Genomic DNA, 20,910 nt, shown 5'->3' on the forward strand with positions numbered 1-20,910 from the left:
GTCTCCCTATATTTATAGTGAACCGTTGCCGAGGTCTTAGATTGACTATTCTTGCAACAGCTGGAGCCGAGTGTGTTCTCTTAACCTTACGTCATGCTTGCTTGAAACTTACACGGAGCTTACAGTGCGCGGCTTTTACGCGGGCGCAAAACAGCGTGCAACTTTGCGAACGACCGTACTTAAATGTGCTATTCTGCCTGCATGCACTGCACCATAGACATCACCACAAAACATTCCCACAAGGAGACACAGCATGAATGAAGCCGTCATCGTTTCGACCGCCCGCACGGGCCTGGCCAAGTCCTGGAAGGGCGCGTTCAACATGACGCATGGCGCCACCCTGGGCGGCCATGTGCTGGCCGCTGCCGTCGAGCGCGCGCGCATCGAGGCGGAAGAAGTGGAAGACGTACTGGTTGGCTGCGCGTTTCCGGAAGGCGCGACGGGCGGCAATATCGCGCGCCAGGTGGCCTTGCGCGGCGGCTGCCCCGTGACGACGGCCGGCATGACCGTCAACCGCTTCTGCTCGTCCGGCCTGCAGGCGATCGCCTTGGCGGCGCAGCGCATCATCGCCGGCGAAGGCGATATCTATGCGGCCGGCGGCGTGGAGTCGATTTCCTGCGTACAAAACGAGATGAATACACATATGTACCGCGACGTCTGGCTGCAGCAGCACAAGCCGGAAGTGTACTGGCCCATGCTGCAGACGGCCGAAACCGTGGCCAAGCGCTACCAGATTTCGCGCGAACGCCAGGATGTGTATGGCGCGCAAAGCCAGCAGCGCGCCGCCGCGGCCCAGGCCGCCGGCCTGTTCGACGCGGAAATCGTGCCGATGACCACCATCATGGGCGTGGCCGACAAGGCCAGCGGCATGCTGGTGTCGCGCGAAGTGACGATTGCCGCCGACGAAGGCATCCGCGCCGACACCACATATGACGGCGTGGCGAAGATCCGGCCCGCCATGCCGGGCGGCGTCATCAGCGCCGGCAATGCCAGCCAGTTTTCCGACGGCGCGTCGATGGCCATCGTGATGAACGCCAAAGTGGCCGAAGCGAAAGGCTTGCAGCCGCTGGGCGTGTTCCGCGGCTTTGCCGTGGCCGGCTGCGAACCCGATGAAATGGGCATCGGCCCGGTGTTTGCCATCCCGAAACTGTTGAAAAAAGCGGGCTTGACGGTGGCCGACATCGGCCTGTGGGAACTCAACGAGGCATTCGCTGTGCAAGTGCTGTACTGCGCCGACACGCTGGGCATCCCCATGGAGCGCCTGAACGTAAACGGCGGCGCCATCGCCGTCGGCCACCCGTACGGCGTGTCGGGCGCGCGCCTGACGGGCCACGCCTTGATCGAAGGCAAGCGCCGTGGCGTGAAATACGTGGTGGTGACCATGTGCATCGGCGGCGGGCAGGGCGCGGCCGGCCTGTTCGAAGTGCTGTGATGATCGCGAGTCCAGCCATGTAATCGCGTCTGCGGGCGGCCTTTGTGGCCGCCCGTTTGCATTCCGCCCCCTGTTCCTGCAGAGCGCGCCGATAGCGGTTACAGTAATGCTTCATTTATAAACAACCAGCCTGCCACCATGATCAAGCACATCGTTTTCTGGAAACTCAAAGACCATGCCGAAGGCGCGGACCGCGCCACGAACGCATTGAAACTCAAGGCTTTGCTCGATTCCTGCGCCGACCTGGTGCCCGGCATCGTGACATTCGAGGCGGCAGTGGCCCAGCCTGGCCTGGAAGCCACGTACGACATCGTGCTGTACAGCGAGTTCGCCAGCCGCGAAGCGCTCGATGCCTACCAGAACCACCCCGAGCATGTGAAGATCAAGCCGTTTTTCGGCGCCGTGCGCGAAGCGCGGCAATGCATGGATTACGAAGTGTAGGGACGCAGAACTAAACCTGCTGCGCGTCGGCACAGGCGGCCCGCGATGTTTACCGTACTTCAGTACGGTTGCGTTTCCCGGTTGCCTTCGCCTTGCGCTCGCGACGGTTTGGTACGGTGTCGTGAATATCAATGTTAGCCATCAACTTTATTGACAGGAGCATCATGAGCACATATCAACGCATCGTCCTCGCTTCGCGCCCCGCGTCCACGGATGAAGTCCAGCCGGCGCATTTTCGCCTGGAAACCAAAGACATTCCCGCCATCGCGGAGGGCCAGTTGCTGGTGCGCAACCATTATCTGTCGCTCGATCCCTATATGCGCGGGCGCATGAGCGCGAATAAAAGCTATGCGGCGCCGCAGGCGCTCGATGAAACCATGATAGGCGGCACGGTCGGCGTGGTGCTCGAGTCGAAGCATCCGAAGTTTGCCGTCGGCGACACGGTGGTGGGCACCCTGGGCTGGACGGAAGTGGCCGTGTCGGACGGCACGATGCTGCGCAAGGTCGATACCACGCATATCCCGGCGTCCGCCTACCTGGGCGCCGTGGGCATGCCCGGCATGACGGCCTGGTATGGCTTGAACCAGATCATGGCGCCAAAGGCGGGCGAAACCGTGGTCGTGTCGGCCGCCAGCGGCGCCGTCGGCAGCGTCGTCGGCCAGCTGGCGAAATTGCAAGGTTGCCGGGTGGTCGGCATCGCCGGCGGCGCCGAGAAATGCGCGTACGTCGTCGATACGCTGGGTTTTGACGCCTGCATCGATTACAAGGCGGGCAATCTGGCGGCCGACCTGGCGGCGGCCACGCCGGACGGCATCGACGCCATCTTTGAAAACGTGGGCGGCGCCGTGTTCGATGCGGCCCTGGCGCGCACCAACGCGTTTGGCCGCGTGGCCGTGTGCGGCTGGATCGCCGGCTACAATGGCGAGCCGACGCCGCTCGACAATGCGCGCCTGATCCTCACCAACCGCCTCACCGTGCGCGGCTTCATCGTTTCGGAACAGCCGGAATTCTGGCCGCAAGGCCTGGCGGAACTGGGTTCGCTGGTGGCGACCGGCAAGCTGACATTCCGCGAATCCGTGGCCGACGGCCTGGCCAGCGCGCCCGAAGCCTTCATCGGTCTGTTAAAAGGCCGTAACTTCGGCAAGCAGCTGGTGAAGCTGACTTGACGCGGCCGGGCTGAGTGCCCTGCTAAAGAAGGGCAGGCCGTGCGACAATAACGGCCTGTCTTTTACTACTGCCTACCATGACCAAGCACACCATCCGCCTCGGCGACTGGGCCACCCTGGGCCAGGACGCCACCGCCATCCGTTTCGAAGTCTTTGTCGATGAACAGAAAGTGCCGGCCGAGATCGAACTCGACGATATGGACGCCGTCTGCCTGCATGCCGTCGCCTATGACGCGGCCGGCGTTGCCGTCGGCACGGGCCGTTTACTGCCGGATAGCCACATCGGCCGCATGGCCGTGCGCCAGCCGGGCCGCGGCACGGGCGTGGGCGGCGCCATCCTGCAACTGCTGATGGAAAAAGCGCGCGAGCGGGGCGACCGCGCCGTCGTGCTGAACGCGCAAACCGTGGCCGCGCCATTCTATGCGCGCCACGGTTTCGTGCAGCAGGGGAATGTATTCGAAGAGGCGGGGATTGCGCATGTGGAGATGCGGCTGGAGTTTTGAGCCTTGCGCACGAGGTTGTCGGATGACGGCCTGCGGCCTCGGCGGCCCCGCCTAATCCGGCCTGCGTCGACCTGCTGCGGCTATGGCAGGCCGGGTCAGCGCGCAGCGCATAACCCGACATCACCAGCACAATCAGTTCTGCGCGTGCGACTGGCGCCATTTATCGAGGATGACGGCCAAGACAATCACGACACCCTTGGCCACATACTGCCAGAACGACGACAGTCCGAGGATCGTCAAGCCATTGTTCATCACGCCGATGATCAAGGCGCCGATGACGGTGCCCCAGACGGAGCCCACGCCGCCCATCAGGCTCGTGCCGCCCAGCACGACGGCGGCGATGGCGTCCAGCTCATAGCCTGTGCCCCAGTTGCCGTTGGCCGCGTACAGGCGGCTGGCCGACATGGCGCCGCCCAGGCCGGCGAACAGGCCGCTGATGGTGTAGACAAACATCAGCACGAGGCCGACCTTGATGCCCGTCAGGCGGGCCGCCTGGATATTGCCGCCGACGGCGTAGATATGCAGGCCCAGCGTCGTCTTGCGCAGGATGAACCACGTCAGCACGACGACGGCGGCGGCCAGCCAGATCAGCCAGGGCACGGCCAGGAAGCTGCCATTGCCCATCCATTCGAAACTGGGGATTTCCGTGTTCAGCACGCTGGTGCCGTCGGCCAGCAGGTAGGCGGCGCCGCGCAGGGCCGTCATGGTGCCCAGGGTCACGACGAAGGGGTTCAGGCCGACGAGGGCCACCAGCACGCCGTTCAGCGCGCCCAGCAGCAGGCCGACGATGAGGAAGGTGGGAATCGAGAAGCCGGCGAACTGGGCCGATAGCGACATCAGCATGCCCGCCACGGCCGAGACGGCCAGCACGGAGCCGACGGACAGGTCGATGCCGCTGGTCAGGATGACGAAGGTCATGCCCGAGGCCAGCACGATATTGATCGACACCTGGCGGAAGATATTCATGGTGTTGTTGCTGGTCATGAAGGTCGATGTGCCGTCGGCCGAGAAATACACGGTCAAGCCATACATGGCCAGGTACAGCACCACCAGCACGGGCAGCATGCCCAGGCGGCGCATCAGGTTCGAGGCATTGAAGGGTTCTCCGGCGCGCGCGGCGCCGCTGGTGGTACTCGTAGTCATGGTCTATCTCCTGAATGATTATGCTAATACGTATTCCTGGAACGCCTGACAAAACCGTAGCGGGCGGAAGCGGCTTGTGGTCGAGACGCGCAGCAGGTTTTGACAGGTGGTCTTATGCCGCTTCCAGCTGGGTGGCGTAGGCAAGGATGTTTTCCTGCGTGATGTCGTCGCCCGTCACTTCGCCCGTCAGCCGTCCTTCGCACATCACCATCACGCGGTCGCAGATGCCGACCAGTTCGGCCAGTTCGCTGGAAATGCATAGCACGGCCGTGCCCGCATCGGCCAGCTGGTGGATGATCTTGTAGATTTCGCTCTTCGCGCCCACGTCCACGCCGCGCGTCGGTTCATCGAGGATGAGGACCTTGGGCGCGATGGCCAGCCAGCGCGCCAGCAAGACTTTCTGCTGGTTGCCGCCCGACAATCCCCCGACGATGCCTTCCGGGCCCGACACCTTGACGTTGAGGTTGGCAATCGCCTCGCGCGTGAGCTGCGTCAGGGCGCCGCGGTTGACCACGCCCGCCGTGGAATGCTTGGAAAGGATATTCATCGACATGTTTTCCATGGCCGACAATTGCATGAACAGCCCTAGGCTCTTGCGGTCTTCCGGCAGGTAGCCGATGCCGTGGCGGATGGCCGCCAGCGGCCGCTGGATATGCACTTCCTGGCCGTCGAGCCAGACTTGTCCCGATTGCTTCTTGTCGGCGCCAAAGATCAGGCGCGCCAGTTCCGTGCGGCCCGCGCCGACGAGGCCGGCCAGGCCCGTCACTTCGCCCGCATGCAGGGCGAACGAAGCGGGCTTGACCTTGCCGCCGCCCACGTTTTCCACGCGCAGCCGTTCGGCGCCGCGCGACGTGCGGCGCTGGTGCGAGTAAAAGTCGTCGGCGGGACGGCCCACCATCATTTGCACGACTTTCTTTTGATCCAGCTCATCCTTGCCCAGCTCGCCCACATAGGCGCCGTCGCGCAGCACCGTGATGCGGCGCGCCAGGCGCTCCACCTCGGCCATGCGATGGCTGATGTACAGCACGGCCAGGCCCTTGTCGCGCTGCTCTTCGATGATGCGGAACAATTGTTCGGTCTCGCGGTCGGACAGGGCGGCCGTCGGCTCGTCCATGATCAGGATGCGGCTTTCGTGCACGAGGGCGCGGGCGATTTCCACCTGCTGCTGCTCGGCGATCGACAGGCTGGACACCATGGTGTCGGCATCGAAACGGGAACCGAGGTCGGCCAGGATGGCGTTCGTGCGCGCGCGCATCTCGCCGCCCTTGACGGTCCAGAACGGTCCTTGCGGTTCGCTGCCCATGAAGACGTTTTGCGCCACCGTCATGTTCTTGGCCACGCTCAATTCCTGGTAGATCAGGTTGATGCCCAGCGCGCGCGCTTCGCCCGGGTTGCGGATACGAATCGGCTTGCCGTCGAGGATGATTTCTCCTGCATCGGGGGTATAGACGCCCGAGAGGATTTTCATCAGGGTGCTCTTGCCGGCGCCGTTCTCGCCCATCACGGCATGGATTTCGCCGCTGCGCACCGTCAGGTGCACGCCGCGCAGCGCGCGCGTGGCGCCAAAGCGCTTCTCGATGCCGCGCATTTCAAAAATAATATCGTCGCTCATGGGAATATCCTTGCTGTGAAACTGTCGCCCGCCTCCGGGCCGGAGCCGGGGCGGGCGACATGTGGTTCAGGTCAGGCAGATCAGTTCTTTACCCAGCCCGTATAGGTGGCGACGTTTTCCTTGGTGATGGCAGGGGTCGGCAACAGCACCATGGTCTGCTTCGGCGTGCGGCCGTTCATGATGTCGTAGCCCATCTGCACGGCGTCGGTGGCCATGCGGTACGGGTTTTGCGCCGAGGTGGCGGCAAACAGGCCGGCCTTGTTTTTCAGGGCGTTCTGGCCATCGGGCGCGCCATCAACGGCCGTGATCAGTTTCACGTCCGTGCGCTTCGATTGCTTGATCGCCAGTTCGGCGCCGATGCCGGTCGGGTCGTTGATGGCGAACACGCCGTCGATCTTCGGATGGGCCGTCAGCAGGTTCGACATCACCGTCATGCCGCCGTCGCGGCTGCCGCCCGCATTCTGGTTGTCGGACAGGATCTTGATATCCTTGAACGCGGCCAGGGTCTTCTTGCAGCCGTTGACGCGGTCGATGACGGAGGTGACGGGCGGGCCGTTGAGGATCACCACATTGCCCTTGCCGCCGATCTGCTTGGCCAGGTAGGCGCACGAGACGTCGCCGGCCATGGTGTTGTCGGACATCACGGTGGCCGAGGCGCCCACGGCGCCCACGTCGACGGCGATGACGACCACGCCCGCATTGCGCGCCTTCTTGATGGCCGGCGCGATGCCCTTGGAATCGACGGCGTTCAGGATGATGATGTCGGTCTTGTTGGCGATGAAGTTCTCGATCTGGTCCACCTGGGTGTTGAGGTCGTACTTGCTCGACACGGTGGTGACTTTCACGCCGGGGCCGCCCAGCTTTTTCGCGCTTTCTTCCGCGCCGCGGCCGATGGCGACGAAGAAGGGGTTGGCCAGGTCGCCCACGCTGACACCGATCGATTTCAGCGGTTTGTCGGCGGCGAAGGCGCCGCAGGCGGCGGACAGCAGCAGGGTGGCGGTAAGGACTTTTTTCATGGGTATCTCCAAAGGGTTTTTATTGTGAGAGCAGGGGTGCTACGGGTAAAACTTATTGCTTCTTTAATTTTTCGATCATGGCGTCCAGCTTGCCCGCATCGACGGCGAAGCCGCGGATGCCTTCGGCCAGCTTTTCGGTGGCCATCGCATCGTCGTTCAAGGCGTAGCGGAAAGCCGCCTCGTCATACGTGATGGCTGCCTGCGCCGCGCCGAGGTCGCCGCCCAGGGCGCGCTCGAACGGCGCATCCGCCGCTTCCAGCTTGGCCAGCAAGTCGGGGCTGATGGTCAGCAAGTCGCAGCCGGACAGCGCCGTGATCTGGCCCACGTTGCGGAAGCTGGCGCCCATGACCTGGGTGGCGATGCCATGTTGCTTGTAGTAATTGAAGATGCGCGTGACCGATTGCACGCCTGGATCGTTGGACAGGCTGCGCGCCGCTTCGTCCCAGGCCGCGCCCAGCGATTTCTTGTGCCAGTCGTAGATGCGGCCCACAAACGGCGAAATCAGGCGCACTTTCGCGTCGGCGCAGGCGACGGCCTGGCAAAACGCGAACAGCAGGGTCAGGTTGCAAAAGATGCCGTCCTGTTCCAGTTCGCGCGCCGCCTGGATGCCTTCCCAGGTGGCGGCGATCTTGATCAGCACACGTTCGCGCTTGATGCCGGCCTGCTCGTACAAGGCGATCAGGCGGCGCGCCCGGGCCACGGTGGCGGCGCGGTCAAAGCTCAAGCGGGCATCGACTTCCGTCGACACGCGGCCCGGCACCACCTTCAGGATTTCCAGGCCGAAGCGCACCAGCACCTGGTCGACGATGTCGTCCAGCGAGGCGGCTTGATGCGCGGCGACCGTGCTTTCCAGCAAGGGCGCGTAATCGGGCTGCAGCACGGCCTTCAGGATCAGCGACGGGTTGGTGGTGGCGTCTTGCGGCGCGAAGCGGGCCAGTTGCATGAAGTCGCCCGTGTCGGCGACGACGGTGCTGTATTGCTTCAGTTGTTGCAGTTGAGTCATTGCTACTTATCCTTCGCTAAGTTGGTGCAAGGCCTGCACGGCAGGAAACAGGCTACGGTATCGACCGTAGCGGACGCTCAAGGCTGCGCTGTGCGCGGCATCGGGCAAGAAAGTATTTTTGACGGGCAAGCCCTGCGCCAGCAGGCTGGCGTCGCCGATGGCGGCAAAGCCCAGCTTGGCCGCGCCCAGGCTGGCCGACAGCTCGCTGTGGTGCAGGGTGCGCATTTCGCGTCCCAGCACATTGGCCAGCAGCTGCGCCCAGTACTGGCTGCGCGCGCCGCCGCCCACCAGCAGGCAGTGCGGCACCACGGCGCCCGTCGAGGTGACGGCCGCCATGGCGTCGCGCAAGGCAAAGGCCACGCCTTCGAGCACGGCATAACCGAGCTGGGCGGTATTGCTGTCGTGGCCCAGCTGCAGGAAGGCGCCGCGCACCTGCGGGTCGTTATGCGGCGTGCGTTCGCCCGACAGGTAGGGCAGGAACAGCGGCGCCGACGGCGCGATGGCGGCATCGAGCGGCAAGCCCGCTTCCACCAGCGCCAGCAGGGCCGCCTCGTCGGGCAAGCCCAGCACGCCCGTGGCCCAGCGCAGGCAGCTGGCGCCGGACAGGATGGCGCCCATCGCATACCAGCGCCCGGGCAAGGCGTGGCAAAAGCTGTGCACGCCGCCGGCCGGGTTGCCCAGCGGCGCTTCGGTGACGCTGACGATGGCGGCGCTGGTGCCCAGCGAGATAAAACTGTCGCCGCCGTTGACGGCGCCGATGCCCACGGCCGAGACGGGGTTGTCGCCGCCGCCGCCGGCCACCACCACGTTCGCCGGCAAGCCCAGCTTGTCGGCGATGGATGCCAGCACCGTGCCCGTGGCTGCATCGCCTTCGGCCAGCGGCGGCAATTGCTCCGGCGCCAGGCCGCAGGCGGCCACCATGGGCGCGAACCAGGCGCGCTTCGCTTCGTCCAGCCACAGGGTGCCGGCCGCGTCGGACATGTCCGTGAGCTTGATGCCCGTCAAGCGCAGGCGCAGATAATCCTTCGGCGACAGCAGGCAGGCGATGGCGGCAAAGGCGGCCGGCTCATGCGTTTTCAGCCACAGCAGTTTCGGCGCCGTCAGGCCCGCCATGGCCAGGCTGCCCGTCACGTCCGCATAGGCGGGATAATCGCGCGCCAGGGCGGCCGCTTCGGCATCGGCGCGCGCATCGTTCCACAGGATGGCCGGGCGGATCACGGCATCATGGTCATCGAGCAGCACGGCGCCGTGCATCTGGCCCGACAGGCCGATGCAGGCAATGTGCGCAAAGTCTTGCGGCCAGCCGGCGCGCAGCTGGCCCAGCGCGGCGACGCAGGCGGCCCACCAGTCGTGCGGCGACTGTTCGGACCAGCCCGGCTGCGGGCGGCTGACGTCGAGGCGCACGGAGGCCTGGCCGCGCAAGTTGCCGTCGCGGTCCATCAGCACGGTTTTCAGTTCGGAGGTACCGAGGTCGATACCGAGGGAAATAGCTGAATGCATGGGTGTCTGGCGTAAAAGTTCAGGGGCAACCGCAGGAATTGCGCACGCGCAAGGCTGGCGACAAGCGCTGCACATGCTGGGCGCGGCCCGGGTTGGCGATACGGTCGATCAGCAGGTCGACGGCCATGGCGCCCAGTTCTTCGAGCGGCTGCGCCATCACGGTCAGGCGCGGGCTGAAATAATCGGCCCAGTCGAAATCATCGAAGCCGGCCAGCGCCACGTCTTGCGGTACCGCAATATGGGCGTCGCGCAAGGCGTGCATGGTGCCGATGGTCATCAGGTTGTTGCCGGCGACGATGGCCGTCGGGCGTTGTGGCAAGGCCAGCAGTTCGCGCGTGGCCATGCCGCTGCGCTCGAGGTTCGAATCGCCCGAGCGCAGCAAGTCCCCATCGAAGGCGATGTTGGCGCGCTGCAAGGCCAGGCGGTAGCCCGCGATGCGCTCGTCCGTGGTGGACAGGCCCGGCGCGCCGGCGATGAAACCGATGCGGCGGTGGCCATGGGCCGCGATCAGGTGGCCGACCAGTTCGGCCGTGGCCTCGATGTTTTCCACGCCCACCTGGTCGAACGCCTGCGGCGACATGCGGTCGACCAGCACGGAAGCGATCTTATTGCTGCTTAAATAGTCGAGAGCGCGGTTGTGCGCGTCGCCGGACGGTGCCAGCACGATGCCGTCGACCCGGCGCTGGTGCAGGTTCTGCACCACCTTGAGTTCCTGCCCGGGGTCGTCATGCGTATCGGAAAACAGCATCATCAAGCCGTGGCGCGTGCAGGCGGCCTCGATGGCGCGCACGGTTTCGCTGAAATAATGGTTGGTGAAGGCGGAAATGGCCACGCCGATGGTGCCCGACGAGGAGCCGGCCAGTGCGCGCGCCAGCATATTGGGCACATAGCCGATCTGCTGCATGGCCGCGTTGACGGCGGCGACGGTTTTCGGGCTGACCTTGCGGGTGCCGTTGAGTACGTGCGAGACGGTCGACAGCGATACGTCCGCCGCCCGCGCTACATCTTCCATGGTGGCCATGGTGTCTCCTGATGGTTTTTTTATTCTTATGTACTGCGATTGGATGCGGCTGTGTCGCCGCGTTGGAATCCATCGTAAACAAAAGAAAGCGCTTGCGCAAGCGCTTTCTTTTTTTGTGCGCATGGATGGCGTGTGGGTTTTCGATGAGGATAGGGGAAGCTTGCGTAGGTCGGATCAGCGCGCCGGAGGCGCGCGTGATCCGACGTCGGGGATGGCGGTGATGCCGGTGGAGTGTGGTGGGTGGTGTCGGCTTACGCGCTGCGCGCTAACCCGACCTACCTGACTTTTTTGTGCGCATGGATGGCGTGTGGGTTTTCGATGAGGATAGTGCGTAGGTCGGATTAGCGCGCCGGAGGCGCGCGTAATCCGACATCGGGGACGGCGGTGATGCCGATGGAGTGTGGTGGGTGGTGTCGGCTTACGCGCTGCGCGCTAACCCGCCCTACTGAATCACCAGCTCATGCAGTTCGCCGGGGGAGTCGGGGAACAGTTTGACCACCGTGGACGTGCGCGTGCCGTAGCCCGGCGTTTCGATGCAGACGGCCGACAGCACGCGCTCGAGGTCGAGCGGCACGCCCGTGTCGGGCAGGCGGAAGTCGGGCGCGCGCGTGGTGTCGGCCAGCATGTCGAAATAGGCGTCGTCCGGGGCGCCCTGGCACAGCAGGCTGGCGAACTGGGCCTTGGTTTTCAGGACCTTCGGCCACGGCGCGTCGAGCAGGGCGTTCGACAGGCCGTAGATGCCCGGCGCCAAAGGCTGGCCGTTGCGCGCATCGCCATCGCCGCGGTTGGAGAACCAGATCAGGGTGCTGGCGTCGCCCAGCACGAGGTTGAAGCCGTTGTAGGCTTTGCAGCCGGGGCGGATCTGCGCGATGTAGTCTTGCGGCGACATCGTGCCGGCCAGGTAGTCGGCCACCAGGGCGCCGCGCGAGGGGGCGTCCGGGTTGCGGTCTTGCGGGCTGCGGATATTCGTGATGGCGGCAAAGCGCGAACTGCCGCCGCCCGTCTGCGTGATGCCCATCCAGCTGCCGCCCGCCTGCAGGTCGCGCCCGGCATACACTTGCGGGTGCTCGGGCCAGGCGCCGGCGGGGGCGCTGGCGCGCTCATAGAATTCGTCGCGGTTGGCGGCGGCAATCAGCGGGATGTGCGGATTGACTTTCCAGGCAAAAACGATCAGGCACATGGGGGCAAATCCATGAACACTTCCGTATGGCGGGCGCCTGCCGTCAGTGCCAGCAGGCCGGCCTCGTCGGCGGCGCTGGCCAGCAGGTCGGCAAAGCCTTCGCCGACGACGGGATAGATTTCCATCCACGTCTGCAAGCCATCCTTCGCCTCGGGGCGGCGCTTCAGCTGCGGCGCCACGCCGGAGGCGGCCGCCAGCTTGCCTTGCAGGGCGCGGACCCTGGCTTCCAGCGCCTGGGCGTGCTCGTCTTTTACCTGATAGTAAATGTACAGATCTTTCATGGCATTCTCACAAGTCGAGTGCGTCGAGCACGTAAGGCATGGGCAGGAATTGCACGGCGGCACCCTGGGCCGAGCCGTAGCGCACGGCACCGGCGTCGCTTGAACCTGATTCGATCGCCCCCAACTTCATTTCAACGAGGGCGTCAACGCCGCCGGCGCCGTTGGGCGCCGCGTTGACGACCATGCCGCAAGGCTGGTCCGGATCGCTGACGGCAAACAGTTCGCCGCCGGCCGCTACCGATGCCCCGGCGATGCTGACGAGGGTGGTGCGGCGCTTGAGCTTGCCCAAATACTGGCTGCGCGCGACGATTTCCTGGCCCGGATAGCAGCCTTTCTTGAAATTGACGCCGCCCAGCAGCTCGAAGTTGACCATTTGCGGCACGAACTGCTCTTGCGTGGCGGCCGTGATCTGCGGGATGCCCGCATGGATCTCGGCCAGTTGCCAGGCGTCGTTGCCGCCCTTGGCCAGCCGGGCAATCAATTGCGGCCACGCGTCGCGCGCCGTGGCGGCCGACGCCAGCCATTGGTAGCGGGGACTGCCGAAGGCGTCGGCCACGCGCAGCAGGGTGCCCGCCGCTGTCTCGACCTTGCTGAACGGCGTGGCGGGCAGGGTGGGGAACCAGGCGGACAGGGCCGCGTCGGCTTGCCGGCCGCCGACACCGAGCACGACCTGGGTCGCCGCATCGGCGGTGGCATCGTGCAGCTTGGCCTTGGCGCGCAGCACGAACATCTGCAAGCGCTTCTGGATGGCCGGCTGTATGGCGCGCGGCAATTGCAGATAGATGGTGGTGGCGTTGCGCCACATCAGGAAACTGGCCAGCAAGCGGCCTTTCGGCGTGCAGTAGCCGGCCAGGCGCACTTGTTCCTGGTTCAGGTGCTCGACATCGTTGGTCAGCTGGCCGTGCAGGAAACTGGCCGCATCGTCGCCATCGAGGCCGATCAAGCCCTGGTCCGTGATGGCCGCGACGAAGCCGTCTTGCAGCTGGGGCACTGTCAGGGACTGGCCGAAATCGGCGATGGGGGACGCGGTGGCGGGGACGGTACTGTCAGGCGCGCCTTCGGGAGGGACGGGACGGGCGCCTTGCGCAGCTAAAAATTGATTCCAGTTATTCATAATTTCCATTAGATCAGCGATTAAGCATTATCATTACGGGTTCATTATAGTGATGTCGCGCGGATCGCGTCGGCAGCGGCAAGAAACACAGCATTCGTGCAGGTTTGCGCAGACTTTCTTCACAAATGAACGATCACAACAAGCGGGCGCCGGCAACAGGCGCCGGCATAACAAGAATCGGAACAATGGCTTTCTTTAAAAAACTTGTAGTCAGTTCAGTCATCGCCGCCATCGGCGTCGGTGGTACTTTTGTGTACTGGGCGCAGCAGCCCATCACGACGGAAGGCGAAGCGATTCCGTTTACGATTTCGCCGGGCAGCGGCGCGCATGCGGCCGGCCAGCAGATCGCGGACGCGGGCGTGCCCATCGTGCCCATCCTGTTCAACTTGCTGGCGCGCATCGAAGGCAAGACGTCGAAGATCAAGGCCGGTTCCTACGAGCTGAAGCCGGGCACGACGCCGCAGCGTCTGATCACGCAGCTGGCGCGCGGCGAGTTCGCGCAAGAGTCGCTGACCATCATCGAAGGCTGGACCTTCAGGCAGATGCGCCTGGCCATGGCCGGCCACCCCGGCCTCAAGCACGACACCGTGGGCCTGTCCGACAAGGAACTGATGGCCAGGATCAGCCCGGAATATCCGCAGCCGGAAGGCCTGTTCTTCCCGGACACCTATCTGTTCGCCAAGGGCGCCAGCGAGATGCAGATCTTCAAGCAGGCGCACGCGGCCATGATCGGACGGCTGTCCGAGGCGTGGGACAAGCGCGATCCGGCCTTGCCGTATAAAAACCCGTACCAGGCGCTGATCATGGCCTCCATCGTGGAAAAGGAAACGGGGCAAAAGTCCGAACGCGCCATGATCGCCGGCGTGTTCGTGAACCGCCTGAAGACGGGCATGCTGCTGCAGACGGACCCCACCGTGATCTACGGCATGGGCGACAGTTACCAGGGCAAGATCCGCAAACGCGACCTGGAAGCGGACACGCCGTACAATACCTACACGCGCGGCGGCTTGCCGCCCACGCCGATCGCCTTGCCCGGCGCGCAATCGCTGACGGCGGCGCTGGCGCCGGCCCGCACGCAGGCGCTGTACTTTGTCGCGCGCGGCGACGGCACCAGCCAGTTCTCGGCCAACCTGCCCGACCATAACCGCGCCGTGAACCAGTATCAGCGTTAACATCAGAAAATAAGAAGTTTCATGACACAACAATATCAACCCCGCTTCATCACGTTCGAAGGCATCGATGGCGCGGGCAAGTCGACGCATATCGGCTTTGTCACTGATTACCTGCAGCAACAGGGCGTGCGCCTCGTCTCGTCGCGCGAACCGGGCGGCACCAGCCTCGGCGAAAAGCTGCGCGAATTGCTGCTGCATGAAAAGATGCACCTGGAAACGGAAGCCTTGCTGATGTTCGCCAGTCGCCGCGAACACATCGCGCAAGTCATCGCCCCCGCGCTCGAGCGGGGCGAGTGGGTCATTTCCGACCGCTTCTCGGACGCCAGCTTCGCCTACCAGGGCGGCGGACGCGGCATGGACTTGCGCAAGATGGAGCAACTGGAAGCGTGGGTGCATCCGCATTTGCAGCCGGACCTGACCTTCCTGTTCGACGTGCCGCTGGCCGTGGCCCGCGCCCGCCTGGACGCCACGCGCGCGCTCGACAAGTTCGAGCAGGAGCAGGCCGATTTCTTCGCCGCCACGCGCAACGAGTATCTGCGCCGCGCGGCCCAGTTCCCCGAGCGTTTCCGCATCATCGATTCCACGCAAAGCATCGTTGACATCCAGGTGCAGCTCGCGCAGTTGCTTGATGTGCTGCTTGAGAAAAGTATCGCAAGTCACTGATTAACAAAGAATAATATGACCAGTTCTCTCTATCCTTGGCAACAGGACGCGTGGCAGCAGCTGCAAGCCCTGCGCCCGCGCATGCCGCACGCCATCCTGTTCCATGGCGCGCAGGGCATCGGCAAGGCCGACTTCATCGAGCACTTTGCGCAAGCGCTGCTGTGCGAAGATGTGCGCGCCGACGGCCATGCCTGCGGCGCCTGCGCCTCATGCGGCTGGTTTAGCCAGGGCAACCATCCCGATTACCGCCGCGTGCGTCCGGAAGCGCTGGAAGACGAAGTGGCCGACGAGGGCGAAGACGGCGAGGGCGCGAAGAAAAGCGCCAAGACCAAGACGCCGTCGAAAGACATCAAGATCGAGCAGATCCGCAACCTGGCCGACTTCATGAACATCTCCACGCACCGCCAGGGCTTGCGCGTGGTGGTGGTGTATCCGGCCGAGGCATTGAACACGCCGGCGTCGAACGCCTTGCTGAAGACGCTGGAAGAACCGCCGCCAGGCACGTTGTTCCTGCTGGCATCGAACAGCCTCGACCGCTTGCTGCCGACCATCCTGTCGCGCTGCCGCAAGTTCGCGCTGCCCATGCCCAGCCACGAGCAGGCGCTGGCCTGGCTCAAGGTGCAAGGCTTGAACGACGCCGACAGCTGGCTGCGCGAGCAGGGCGGCGCGCCACTGGCGGCGCTGGCCCAGTCCGAGTCGGGCGGGCGCGAAGAAACGGAGCAATTGCTGCAGGTACTGGCCAATCCGGGCGTGGAAGCGGCCTTGAAGGCGGCCGACAAGCTGCAGAAGGCGCCGCTGGCGCCCCTCGTGGCTTCCCTGCAGCGCTGGCTGTACGACTTGTTTTCCATCAAGCTGTCGGGCACCATCCGCTACTACCCGCGCCACCGGCGCGAGCTGGAAGCCCTGGCCGGACGCATCAACGTGAGCCGGCTGATGGCCGCCATCAAGGCCGCCAACGAACGGCGCGCCATCGCCGAGCATCCCTTGTCGCCGAAGCTGTTCCTCGAAGATATGCTGCTCGACTACGCGGCCAGCTGCCAATAGGTAAAATTTCAATCAAATCAAATGCTTGCATTGCGTACCTCATCTGAAATATGAGAAAGAAAGTGCGCGATCCGGTCCTTCCGGGCCGGCGCGCCGCTTCCTGCCGCCATGCCTGTTTGCCACGCCCGGGCCATGGTGTTAAAGTGAAATGAAAGTAACTTTTCATAACGGGCATCGTCCCGCACCGGAGGCATCACATGAAACGGGTCACTGGCATCGGCGGCATCTTCTTCCACGCGCAAGACCCGGCCGCGCTGCGCGCCTGGTACCAGCGCCACCTGGGGCTCGACGTCTTGCCGTGGGGCGGCGCCGCCTTCACCTGGACGGATGCCGACGGCAAGCCCACGGCCGGCACCACCATCTGGTCCGTCAGCGAAGCGGGCAGCGATCAATTCGCCCCGGGCAAGGCTGCCTTCATGATCAATTACCGCGTCGACAACCTCGACGCGCTGCTGCAAGTGCTGCGGGAAGAGGGCTGTAACGTGCTGGACAAGGCCCCCGATTCCGAATACGGCCAGTTCGGCTGGGTCATCGATCCCGAGGGCAACAAGGTCGAGCTGTGGCAGCCGCCCCCGGGGCAGTAAGCAGGCAGGACGGTCATTGCCCTGGCGGCGCCTGGGCATCGTTTCCCTGAGTTTCGGGGAAAGTCTTCTTATCCGTGTCGTCGTCACTGAAAGGATGCACCATGCTGCACGTTCCAGATGGATACACCACTGCCCGCGACGCCCTGCTGACCCTGCCGACCGGGCAACAGCTCCTGCACAGCATCCGCACGGCCAACGTGCGCGCCATCATTTCCCATGACTTGAATGGGGCATATGGCAGAACCGTGGATGCCCTCACCATCCACCTGACGCCCAATTTCGCGCAATTATCGTTGCCGCAACAAGCCTGCGTGATCGCGCACGAGCTGACCCATGCCCACGACCTGAGCTATGCCAACCAGAACGCGGACGACTACCGGGACAGCAAAGGCCTCGGCGATACCGAAATCAACGCACACTTTAATCAGGGACAGGTACTGCGCGAGTTTCGCAGTGCGCGCGCCAGGTTCGCCGCTCCCGATGCCCTCGCAATCGACGCGGCATGCGCCGGCGTCACGGTGTTTGGCCGCTCCGTCGACTGGATTACCCGGGCCGACGTCGTCAGCCACCTGGCGAACGGCATGTACGCCGGCCATGTGATCGGCTGGCGCCTGGGCGCAGGGATTTACAGCGATGACATGTACACCAGTGCGGCGCGGCCGTTTCACTGCGACGAAAACTGGCATACCTTCAGGCGCGTGCTGCCCGTGGAGGACGAAGGCGAGATCGAGGAAATCCACGTCTAGACGCGTCCATGGCCGCAGGGCTGGCGTCGCCATGGCAATGCCGGCGTCTGGAATGCGGCGCGCGGTGCGTTCTTAGGTGCTGCCCGGTTCCAGGTCCAGCGAAAACTGGTGGCCGTCGACCACGACACCATGCACAATGGCGATATCCGCAATCCCATTCCCCCGCGTGAAACCGCAGCGTTCCAGCACGCGGATCGATGCCGCATTGCCATCGATGGCGCAGGCGTAGAGCCGCGCCAGCCGCCATTCTTCACGGGCCAGGCCGATCAGGTGGCGCAGGGCGGCCGTGGCCAGGCCCTGTCCCGCATGCTGCTGGCCGACGCGGTAACCGACTTCGGCCGTCTGCGCCTGCCGGTCGATATCCTTGAGGTTGGCGCGTCCGGCCAGCTGTCCGTGCTCGTCGAGGATGACGCACGGGTGCAAGCTGCCGCCCGCATGGCCTGCCAGGAAGTGCCGGATGTGGGCCAGCACGCCGTCCGCGCTGTAAAACTCGTCGGGCCGCGGATCGATGTGGCGTTCGAACCAGGCGCGGTTGTCCTGCTCGAAGGCCAGCAGTTGCGGCGCGTCGTCCAGGCGCAGGGTGCGGATGGTGTAGGGACTCATGAATGTTGTGGCGGCACGCGGCCGGCTCGCGATTGAAAGACATGAGTCTAGAGACGGAAGGCCGGGCCGGTCAATCTTGATTCGCGGAATCGACCATGCAGCCATCAACGCTACAATGGCGGCCATGAACAAAGACCTGTCCGCGTCCGAGGCGGCGCGCATCCTCGGCGTCAGCCTGCCCACCCTGTATTCCTACGTCAGCCGTGGCTTGCTCGCGTCCAGCGCCAGCGGGCCGGCGCGCCGCAAGCGCTATCCGCATGAGGACGTGCTGCGCCTGGCTGCCCGCAAGGGCGACGCCCGGCGCGGCGGACAGACGGCGGTGGCGGCCATGCACTGGGGCGTGCCCGTGCTGGAGACGCAGATTTCCCATATTGCCGATGATCAACTGCTGTACCGGGGCTGCGATGCGGCGGCGCTGGCCGGCCATGCAACGCTCGAAGCTGTGGCCTGCCTACTGTGGGACGATGGCCAGGTCGACTATTTCATGGCGGGCGCCCCCGTGCTGCCCGAAGGCCTGTTCGAGCGCGCCCTGGCCCTGGCGCCGGACGCGGCGCCGCTGGCGCGCGCCATGGCCACGCTGCCGCTGCTGGCGCAATGCCTGCCGGCGCCCGGCCCGCAGCCGCAGGCCATGCTGCAGTCTGGCCCGATGCTGATGCGTCTGCTGGCCGCCATCCTGCTGAAGGCGGCGCCAAGCGCCTTGCCGCTGCACCGGCAAGTGGCCCTGGCGTGGGGCGTTGATGCGGCCCAGGCCGAATGGATACGCGCCGTGCTGGTGCTGCTGGCCGACCATGAATTGAATGCGTCGACGTTTGCCGTGCGCTGCGTCGCCTCGACGGGCGCCAGCCTGGCGGCGGCGCTCGCGGCCGGCCTGGGCGCCTTGTCCGGCGACCGGCATGGCGGCGGCAGCGCCGCGGCCAGGCGCATGCTGGCCGGCGCGCTGGCCGCGACACAGCCCGAGGAATTTATCGCCAGCTATTACCGGAGCATCGCGCCGGAGCTGGCCGGCTTTGGCCATCCGCTGTATGCGCATGGCGATCCGCGCGCGGCGTATGTGCTCGCGCGGCTGGCGCCCCTGGCGCAGGAGCGGCCGCGGCTGGCCGCCATCCTGTCCGCGTGCGAGGCGGCGGGCCGGGTGCTCGACGCCCGCCCGAATGCCGACCTGGCGCTGGCCGTGCTGGAACTGGCTTTCGACTGGCCCGCAGCGGCAGGCAGCACGCTGTTTGCCCTGGCCCGCGCGGCCGGCTGGATCGCGCATGCGGCCGAGCAGGCCACGGCGGCCACGCTGATACGGCCGCGCGCCCGCTATGTCGGGCGTCACCAGCGCGATTGACGCTTAGCGGCTGGCGCCGGCCCTTGCAGCGGCCACGCGGTCCGGGGTGGCCGCGCCGTACTGTCCCTGCAGCTTGCCCTTGGCCCAGTCCGCCATCAGGTCGTAAAACCCGGCAGCGATGCGCGTCGACTTGCGCGTGCCGTCGGCCGCCTCGGTGTAATGCCACATGCCGTGGCCCGTCAGCGGGAACAGGTAGACGGCGATATCGTGGCCTTGCCGGCGCAACTGCGTGAGGCGCTCGAGCGTTTGTGCAATCGGCGCCTGCCGGTCTTCCGCCGCGAATGCCCACAGCTGCGGCACCTTGACGCCGCTCAATACCTGCATGGGCTGCACCGACCAGTCGATATCGAGCTTGTCGAATTGCGGCACGCCATGCTGGCGCAGTTCCTCGGCCGGTATGCCCAGCAGCACGCCCGTATAGCCGCCCTTGATGACGGCAAACCACGCTTCCTTCGCATGGCGCTGCTGGAACGCCGCCAGCTCGTCGAGCCCGTCCTTGTACGACGATTTGACGATCCTGGCCGTGATGTCGCTTGCCGCGCGGCCCAGCGCGACGATCTCGTCGCCATAGCCGCGCTCGCGCAATTCCTTGCTGACCTGGGCCGCGTCCTGTTCCGTGATGTCGACGGCCAGGCCGTAGCCGATGCCGAGAAACTCCGCCTTCGCGCGCTGCGCCGCCAGCGGGGCGATCCAGCCGCCCTGGCTTACGCCCAGCAAGCCGAAACGGCCGTAGCGGCCTTGCGCCAGCCGCTTTGCTTCGCCCGATGCCGCCACCAGGTCATCGGCCAGGCGCGGGAAGTTCTGCGTATATTCCCCTTCCGACAGCCCCGCGCCGCGCTTGTCGTAGACGAAGACGGAGACGCCGCGCCCGACCATCTGGTACGGGTCGCGCGCGCGGTCGATCCAGCCGCTGCCTTCGGAACCATGCGCATACACGACGAGCGGCGTCTGCCTGCCCGCGCCAGGCGGCTCCATCAGCCGTCCGGCCAGCATCACGCCATGCGAGGCGAAGCGCGTGTTCGACTCGGCGATCGCCACTTTCGGCCAGGTCTGCGTTGCCCGCACCCGCACGCCGTCCTTTTCGCAGGCGACGAGGGCGGCTGCATCCAGTGTATTGCCGACCGTGCCGTCGCTGAAGGTGTAGGCATAGCCTTTGCCTCCTTTCGTGAGGGCGACGAAGGCCGTCTCATCCTTGCGGTAAACGCCCGTTTCGCAGGCGATGGGTGGGGCCGCATCGGGCGCGGCAGCTGCTGGCGCAGGCGCAAGCTGGGCATGGACGGGAGCGCCGGCGGCGGCGAGCGCGGCGGCAAGGACGGGGGCGAGGAGGTGGTTTGTCATCGCACAATACTACCGCAT

21 protein-coding genes are annotated in these 20,910 nt (G+C 65.2%); 10 read left to right on the top strand and 11 right to left on the bottom strand.

Going from position 1 to position 20,910, the window contains the following annotated elements:
- The first annotated feature begins 253 nt into the window (after nt 1-253).
- From AC1RDJ_RS06955 to AC1RDJ_RS06970, 4 genes are all read left to right on the top strand, one after another.
- A complete protein-coding gene (locus AC1RDJ_RS06955) occupies nt 254-1,432 on the top strand; it encodes an acetyl-CoA C-acyltransferase (RefSeq protein ID WP_289886648.1) in 1,179 nt (392 codons plus the stop codon).
- Nucleotides 1,433-1,570: 138 nt separating this feature from the next.
- Nucleotides 1,571-1,873, top strand: a complete 303-nt coding sequence (locus tag AC1RDJ_RS06960; protein ID WP_071323540.1) for a Dabb family protein — start codon at nt 1,571-1,573, stop codon at nt 1,871-1,873.
- 164 nt (nt 1,874-2,037) lie between these two features.
- A complete protein-coding gene (locus AC1RDJ_RS06965; protein WP_493027039.1) occupies nt 2,038-3,039 on the top strand; it encodes an NADP-dependent oxidoreductase in 1,002 nt (333 codons plus the stop codon).
- A 77-nt stretch (nt 3,040-3,116) separates the two neighbouring features.
- Nucleotides 3,117-3,542, top strand: a complete 426-nt coding sequence (locus AC1RDJ_RS06970; protein WP_493027040.1) for a GNAT family N-acetyltransferase — start codon at nt 3,117-3,119, stop codon at nt 3,540-3,542.
- A 132-nt stretch (nt 3,543-3,674) separates the two neighbouring features.
- Here the strand turns inward: AC1RDJ_RS06970 and AC1RDJ_RS06975 are convergent, their stop codons facing one another.
- From AC1RDJ_RS06975 to ygfZ, 9 genes are all read right to left on the bottom strand, one after another.
- Nucleotides 3,675-4,685 carry an ABC transporter permease subunit gene (locus tag AC1RDJ_RS06975; protein WP_071323543.1) on the bottom strand — a complete coding sequence of 337 codons (1,011 nt, stop codon included), beginning with the start codon at nt 4,683-4,685 and terminating at the stop codon, nt 3,675-3,677.
- A 112-nt stretch (nt 4,686-4,797) separates the two neighbouring features.
- Nucleotides 4,798-6,297 (bottom strand): sugar ABC transporter ATP-binding protein, encoded by a 1,500-nt coding sequence (locus AC1RDJ_RS06980; RefSeq protein ID WP_071323544.1) that lies wholly within the window; start codon nt 6,295-6,297, stop codon nt 4,798-4,800.
- An 80-nt stretch (nt 6,298-6,377) separates the two neighbouring features.
- Nucleotides 6,378-7,313 carry an ABC transporter substrate-binding protein gene (locus tag AC1RDJ_RS06985; protein WP_156894800.1) on the bottom strand — a complete coding sequence of 312 codons (936 nt, stop codon included), beginning with the start codon at nt 7,311-7,313 and terminating at the stop codon, nt 6,378-6,380.
- A 52-nt stretch (nt 7,314-7,365) separates the two neighbouring features.
- Nucleotides 7,366-8,316 carry a transaldolase gene (tal, locus tag AC1RDJ_RS06990; RefSeq protein ID WP_493027041.1) on the bottom strand — a complete coding sequence of 317 codons (951 nt, stop codon included), beginning with the start codon at nt 8,314-8,316 and terminating at the stop codon, nt 7,366-7,368.
- A 6-nt stretch (nt 8,317-8,322) separates the two neighbouring features.
- Nucleotides 8,323-9,804: a xylulokinase gene (gene xylB / locus AC1RDJ_RS06995; RefSeq protein WP_493027153.1), complete on the bottom strand. Its 1,482-nt coding sequence runs from the start codon at nt 9,802-9,804 to the stop codon at nt 8,323-8,325.
- 31 nt (nt 9,805-9,835) lie between these two features.
- On the bottom strand, nt 9,836-10,837 hold the full coding sequence (locus AC1RDJ_RS07000; RefSeq protein ID WP_493027042.1) for a LacI family DNA-binding transcriptional regulator: 1,002 nt from the start codon (nt 10,835-10,837) through the stop codon (nt 9,836-9,838).
- Nucleotides 10,838-11,279: 442 nt separating this feature from the next.
- A complete protein-coding gene (locus AC1RDJ_RS07005; protein ID WP_071323548.1) occupies nt 11,280-12,017 on the bottom strand; it encodes an NRDE family protein in 738 nt (245 codons plus the stop codon).
- Nucleotides 12,008-12,298, bottom strand: a complete 291-nt coding sequence (locus AC1RDJ_RS07010) for a DUF4936 family protein (protein ID WP_071323549.1) — start codon at nt 12,296-12,298, stop codon at nt 12,008-12,010. The genes AC1RDJ_RS07005 and AC1RDJ_RS07010 overlap by 10 nt, the downstream gene beginning before the upstream one ends.
- A gap of 7 nt (nt 12,299-12,305) precedes the next feature.
- On the bottom strand, nt 12,306-13,412 hold the full coding sequence (ygfZ, locus tag AC1RDJ_RS07015; protein ID WP_493027043.1) for a CAF17-like 4Fe-4S cluster assembly/insertion protein YgfZ: 1,107 nt from the start codon (nt 13,410-13,412) through the stop codon (nt 12,306-12,308).
- Nucleotides 13,413-13,597: 185 nt separating this feature from the next.
- Between ygfZ and mltG the strand changes: the two genes are divergently transcribed.
- The 5 genes from mltG to AC1RDJ_RS07040 all read left to right on the top strand — a co-directional run bounded on the left by mltG (nt 13,598) and on the right by AC1RDJ_RS07040 (nt 17,621).
- Entirely contained in the window at nt 13,598-14,584 is a 987-nt protein-coding gene (mltG, locus tag AC1RDJ_RS07020) for an endolytic transglycosylase MltG (RefSeq protein ID WP_071323551.1), read from the top strand.
- A gap of 21 nt (nt 14,585-14,605) precedes the next feature.
- Nucleotides 14,606-15,247 (top strand): dTMP kinase, encoded by a 642-nt coding sequence (tmk, locus tag AC1RDJ_RS07025; RefSeq protein ID WP_289886656.1) that lies wholly within the window; start codon nt 14,606-14,608, stop codon nt 15,245-15,247.
- Between the two features lie 15 nt (nt 15,248-15,262).
- On the top strand, nt 15,263-16,291 hold the full coding sequence (locus AC1RDJ_RS07030) for a DNA polymerase III subunit delta' (protein WP_493027044.1): 1,029 nt from the start codon (nt 15,263-15,265) through the stop codon (nt 16,289-16,291).
- Nucleotides 16,292-16,488: 197 nt separating this feature from the next.
- The gene (locus tag AC1RDJ_RS07035) at nt 16,489-16,875 is read left to right on the top strand and encodes a VOC family protein (protein ID WP_071323554.1); all 387 of its coding nucleotides are present in this window, start codon (nt 16,489-16,491) and stop codon (nt 16,873-16,875) included.
- 101 nt (nt 16,876-16,976) lie between these two features.
- On the top strand, nt 16,977-17,621 hold the full coding sequence (locus tag AC1RDJ_RS07040; RefSeq protein WP_289886659.1) for a hypothetical protein: 645 nt from the start codon (nt 16,977-16,979) through the stop codon (nt 17,619-17,621).
- Nucleotides 17,622-17,693: 72 nt separating this feature from the next.
- Here the strand turns inward: AC1RDJ_RS07040 and AC1RDJ_RS07045 are convergent, their stop codons facing one another.
- On the bottom strand, nt 17,694-18,224 hold the full coding sequence (locus AC1RDJ_RS07045; protein ID WP_493027045.1) for a GNAT family N-acetyltransferase: 531 nt from the start codon (nt 18,222-18,224) through the stop codon (nt 17,694-17,696).
- A gap of 124 nt (nt 18,225-18,348) precedes the next feature.
- Between AC1RDJ_RS07045 and AC1RDJ_RS07050 the strand changes: the two genes are divergently transcribed.
- Nucleotides 18,349-19,554, top strand: a complete 1,206-nt coding sequence (locus AC1RDJ_RS07050; protein WP_493027046.1) for a citrate synthase — start codon at nt 18,349-18,351, stop codon at nt 19,552-19,554.
- Between the two features lie 3 nt (nt 19,555-19,557).
- On the opposite strand, the gene AC1RDJ_RS07055 is transcribed toward AC1RDJ_RS07050, so the two are convergent.
- Complete coding sequence (locus tag AC1RDJ_RS07055; protein WP_493027047.1) at nt 19,558-20,892, bottom strand: alpha/beta hydrolase family protein; 1,335 nt, start codon at nt 20,890-20,892, stop codon at nt 19,558-19,560.
- Nucleotides 20,893-20,910: the final 18 nt, after the last annotated feature.

The organism is Janthinobacterium sp. GW822-FHT07H10 (assembly GCF_058798675.1).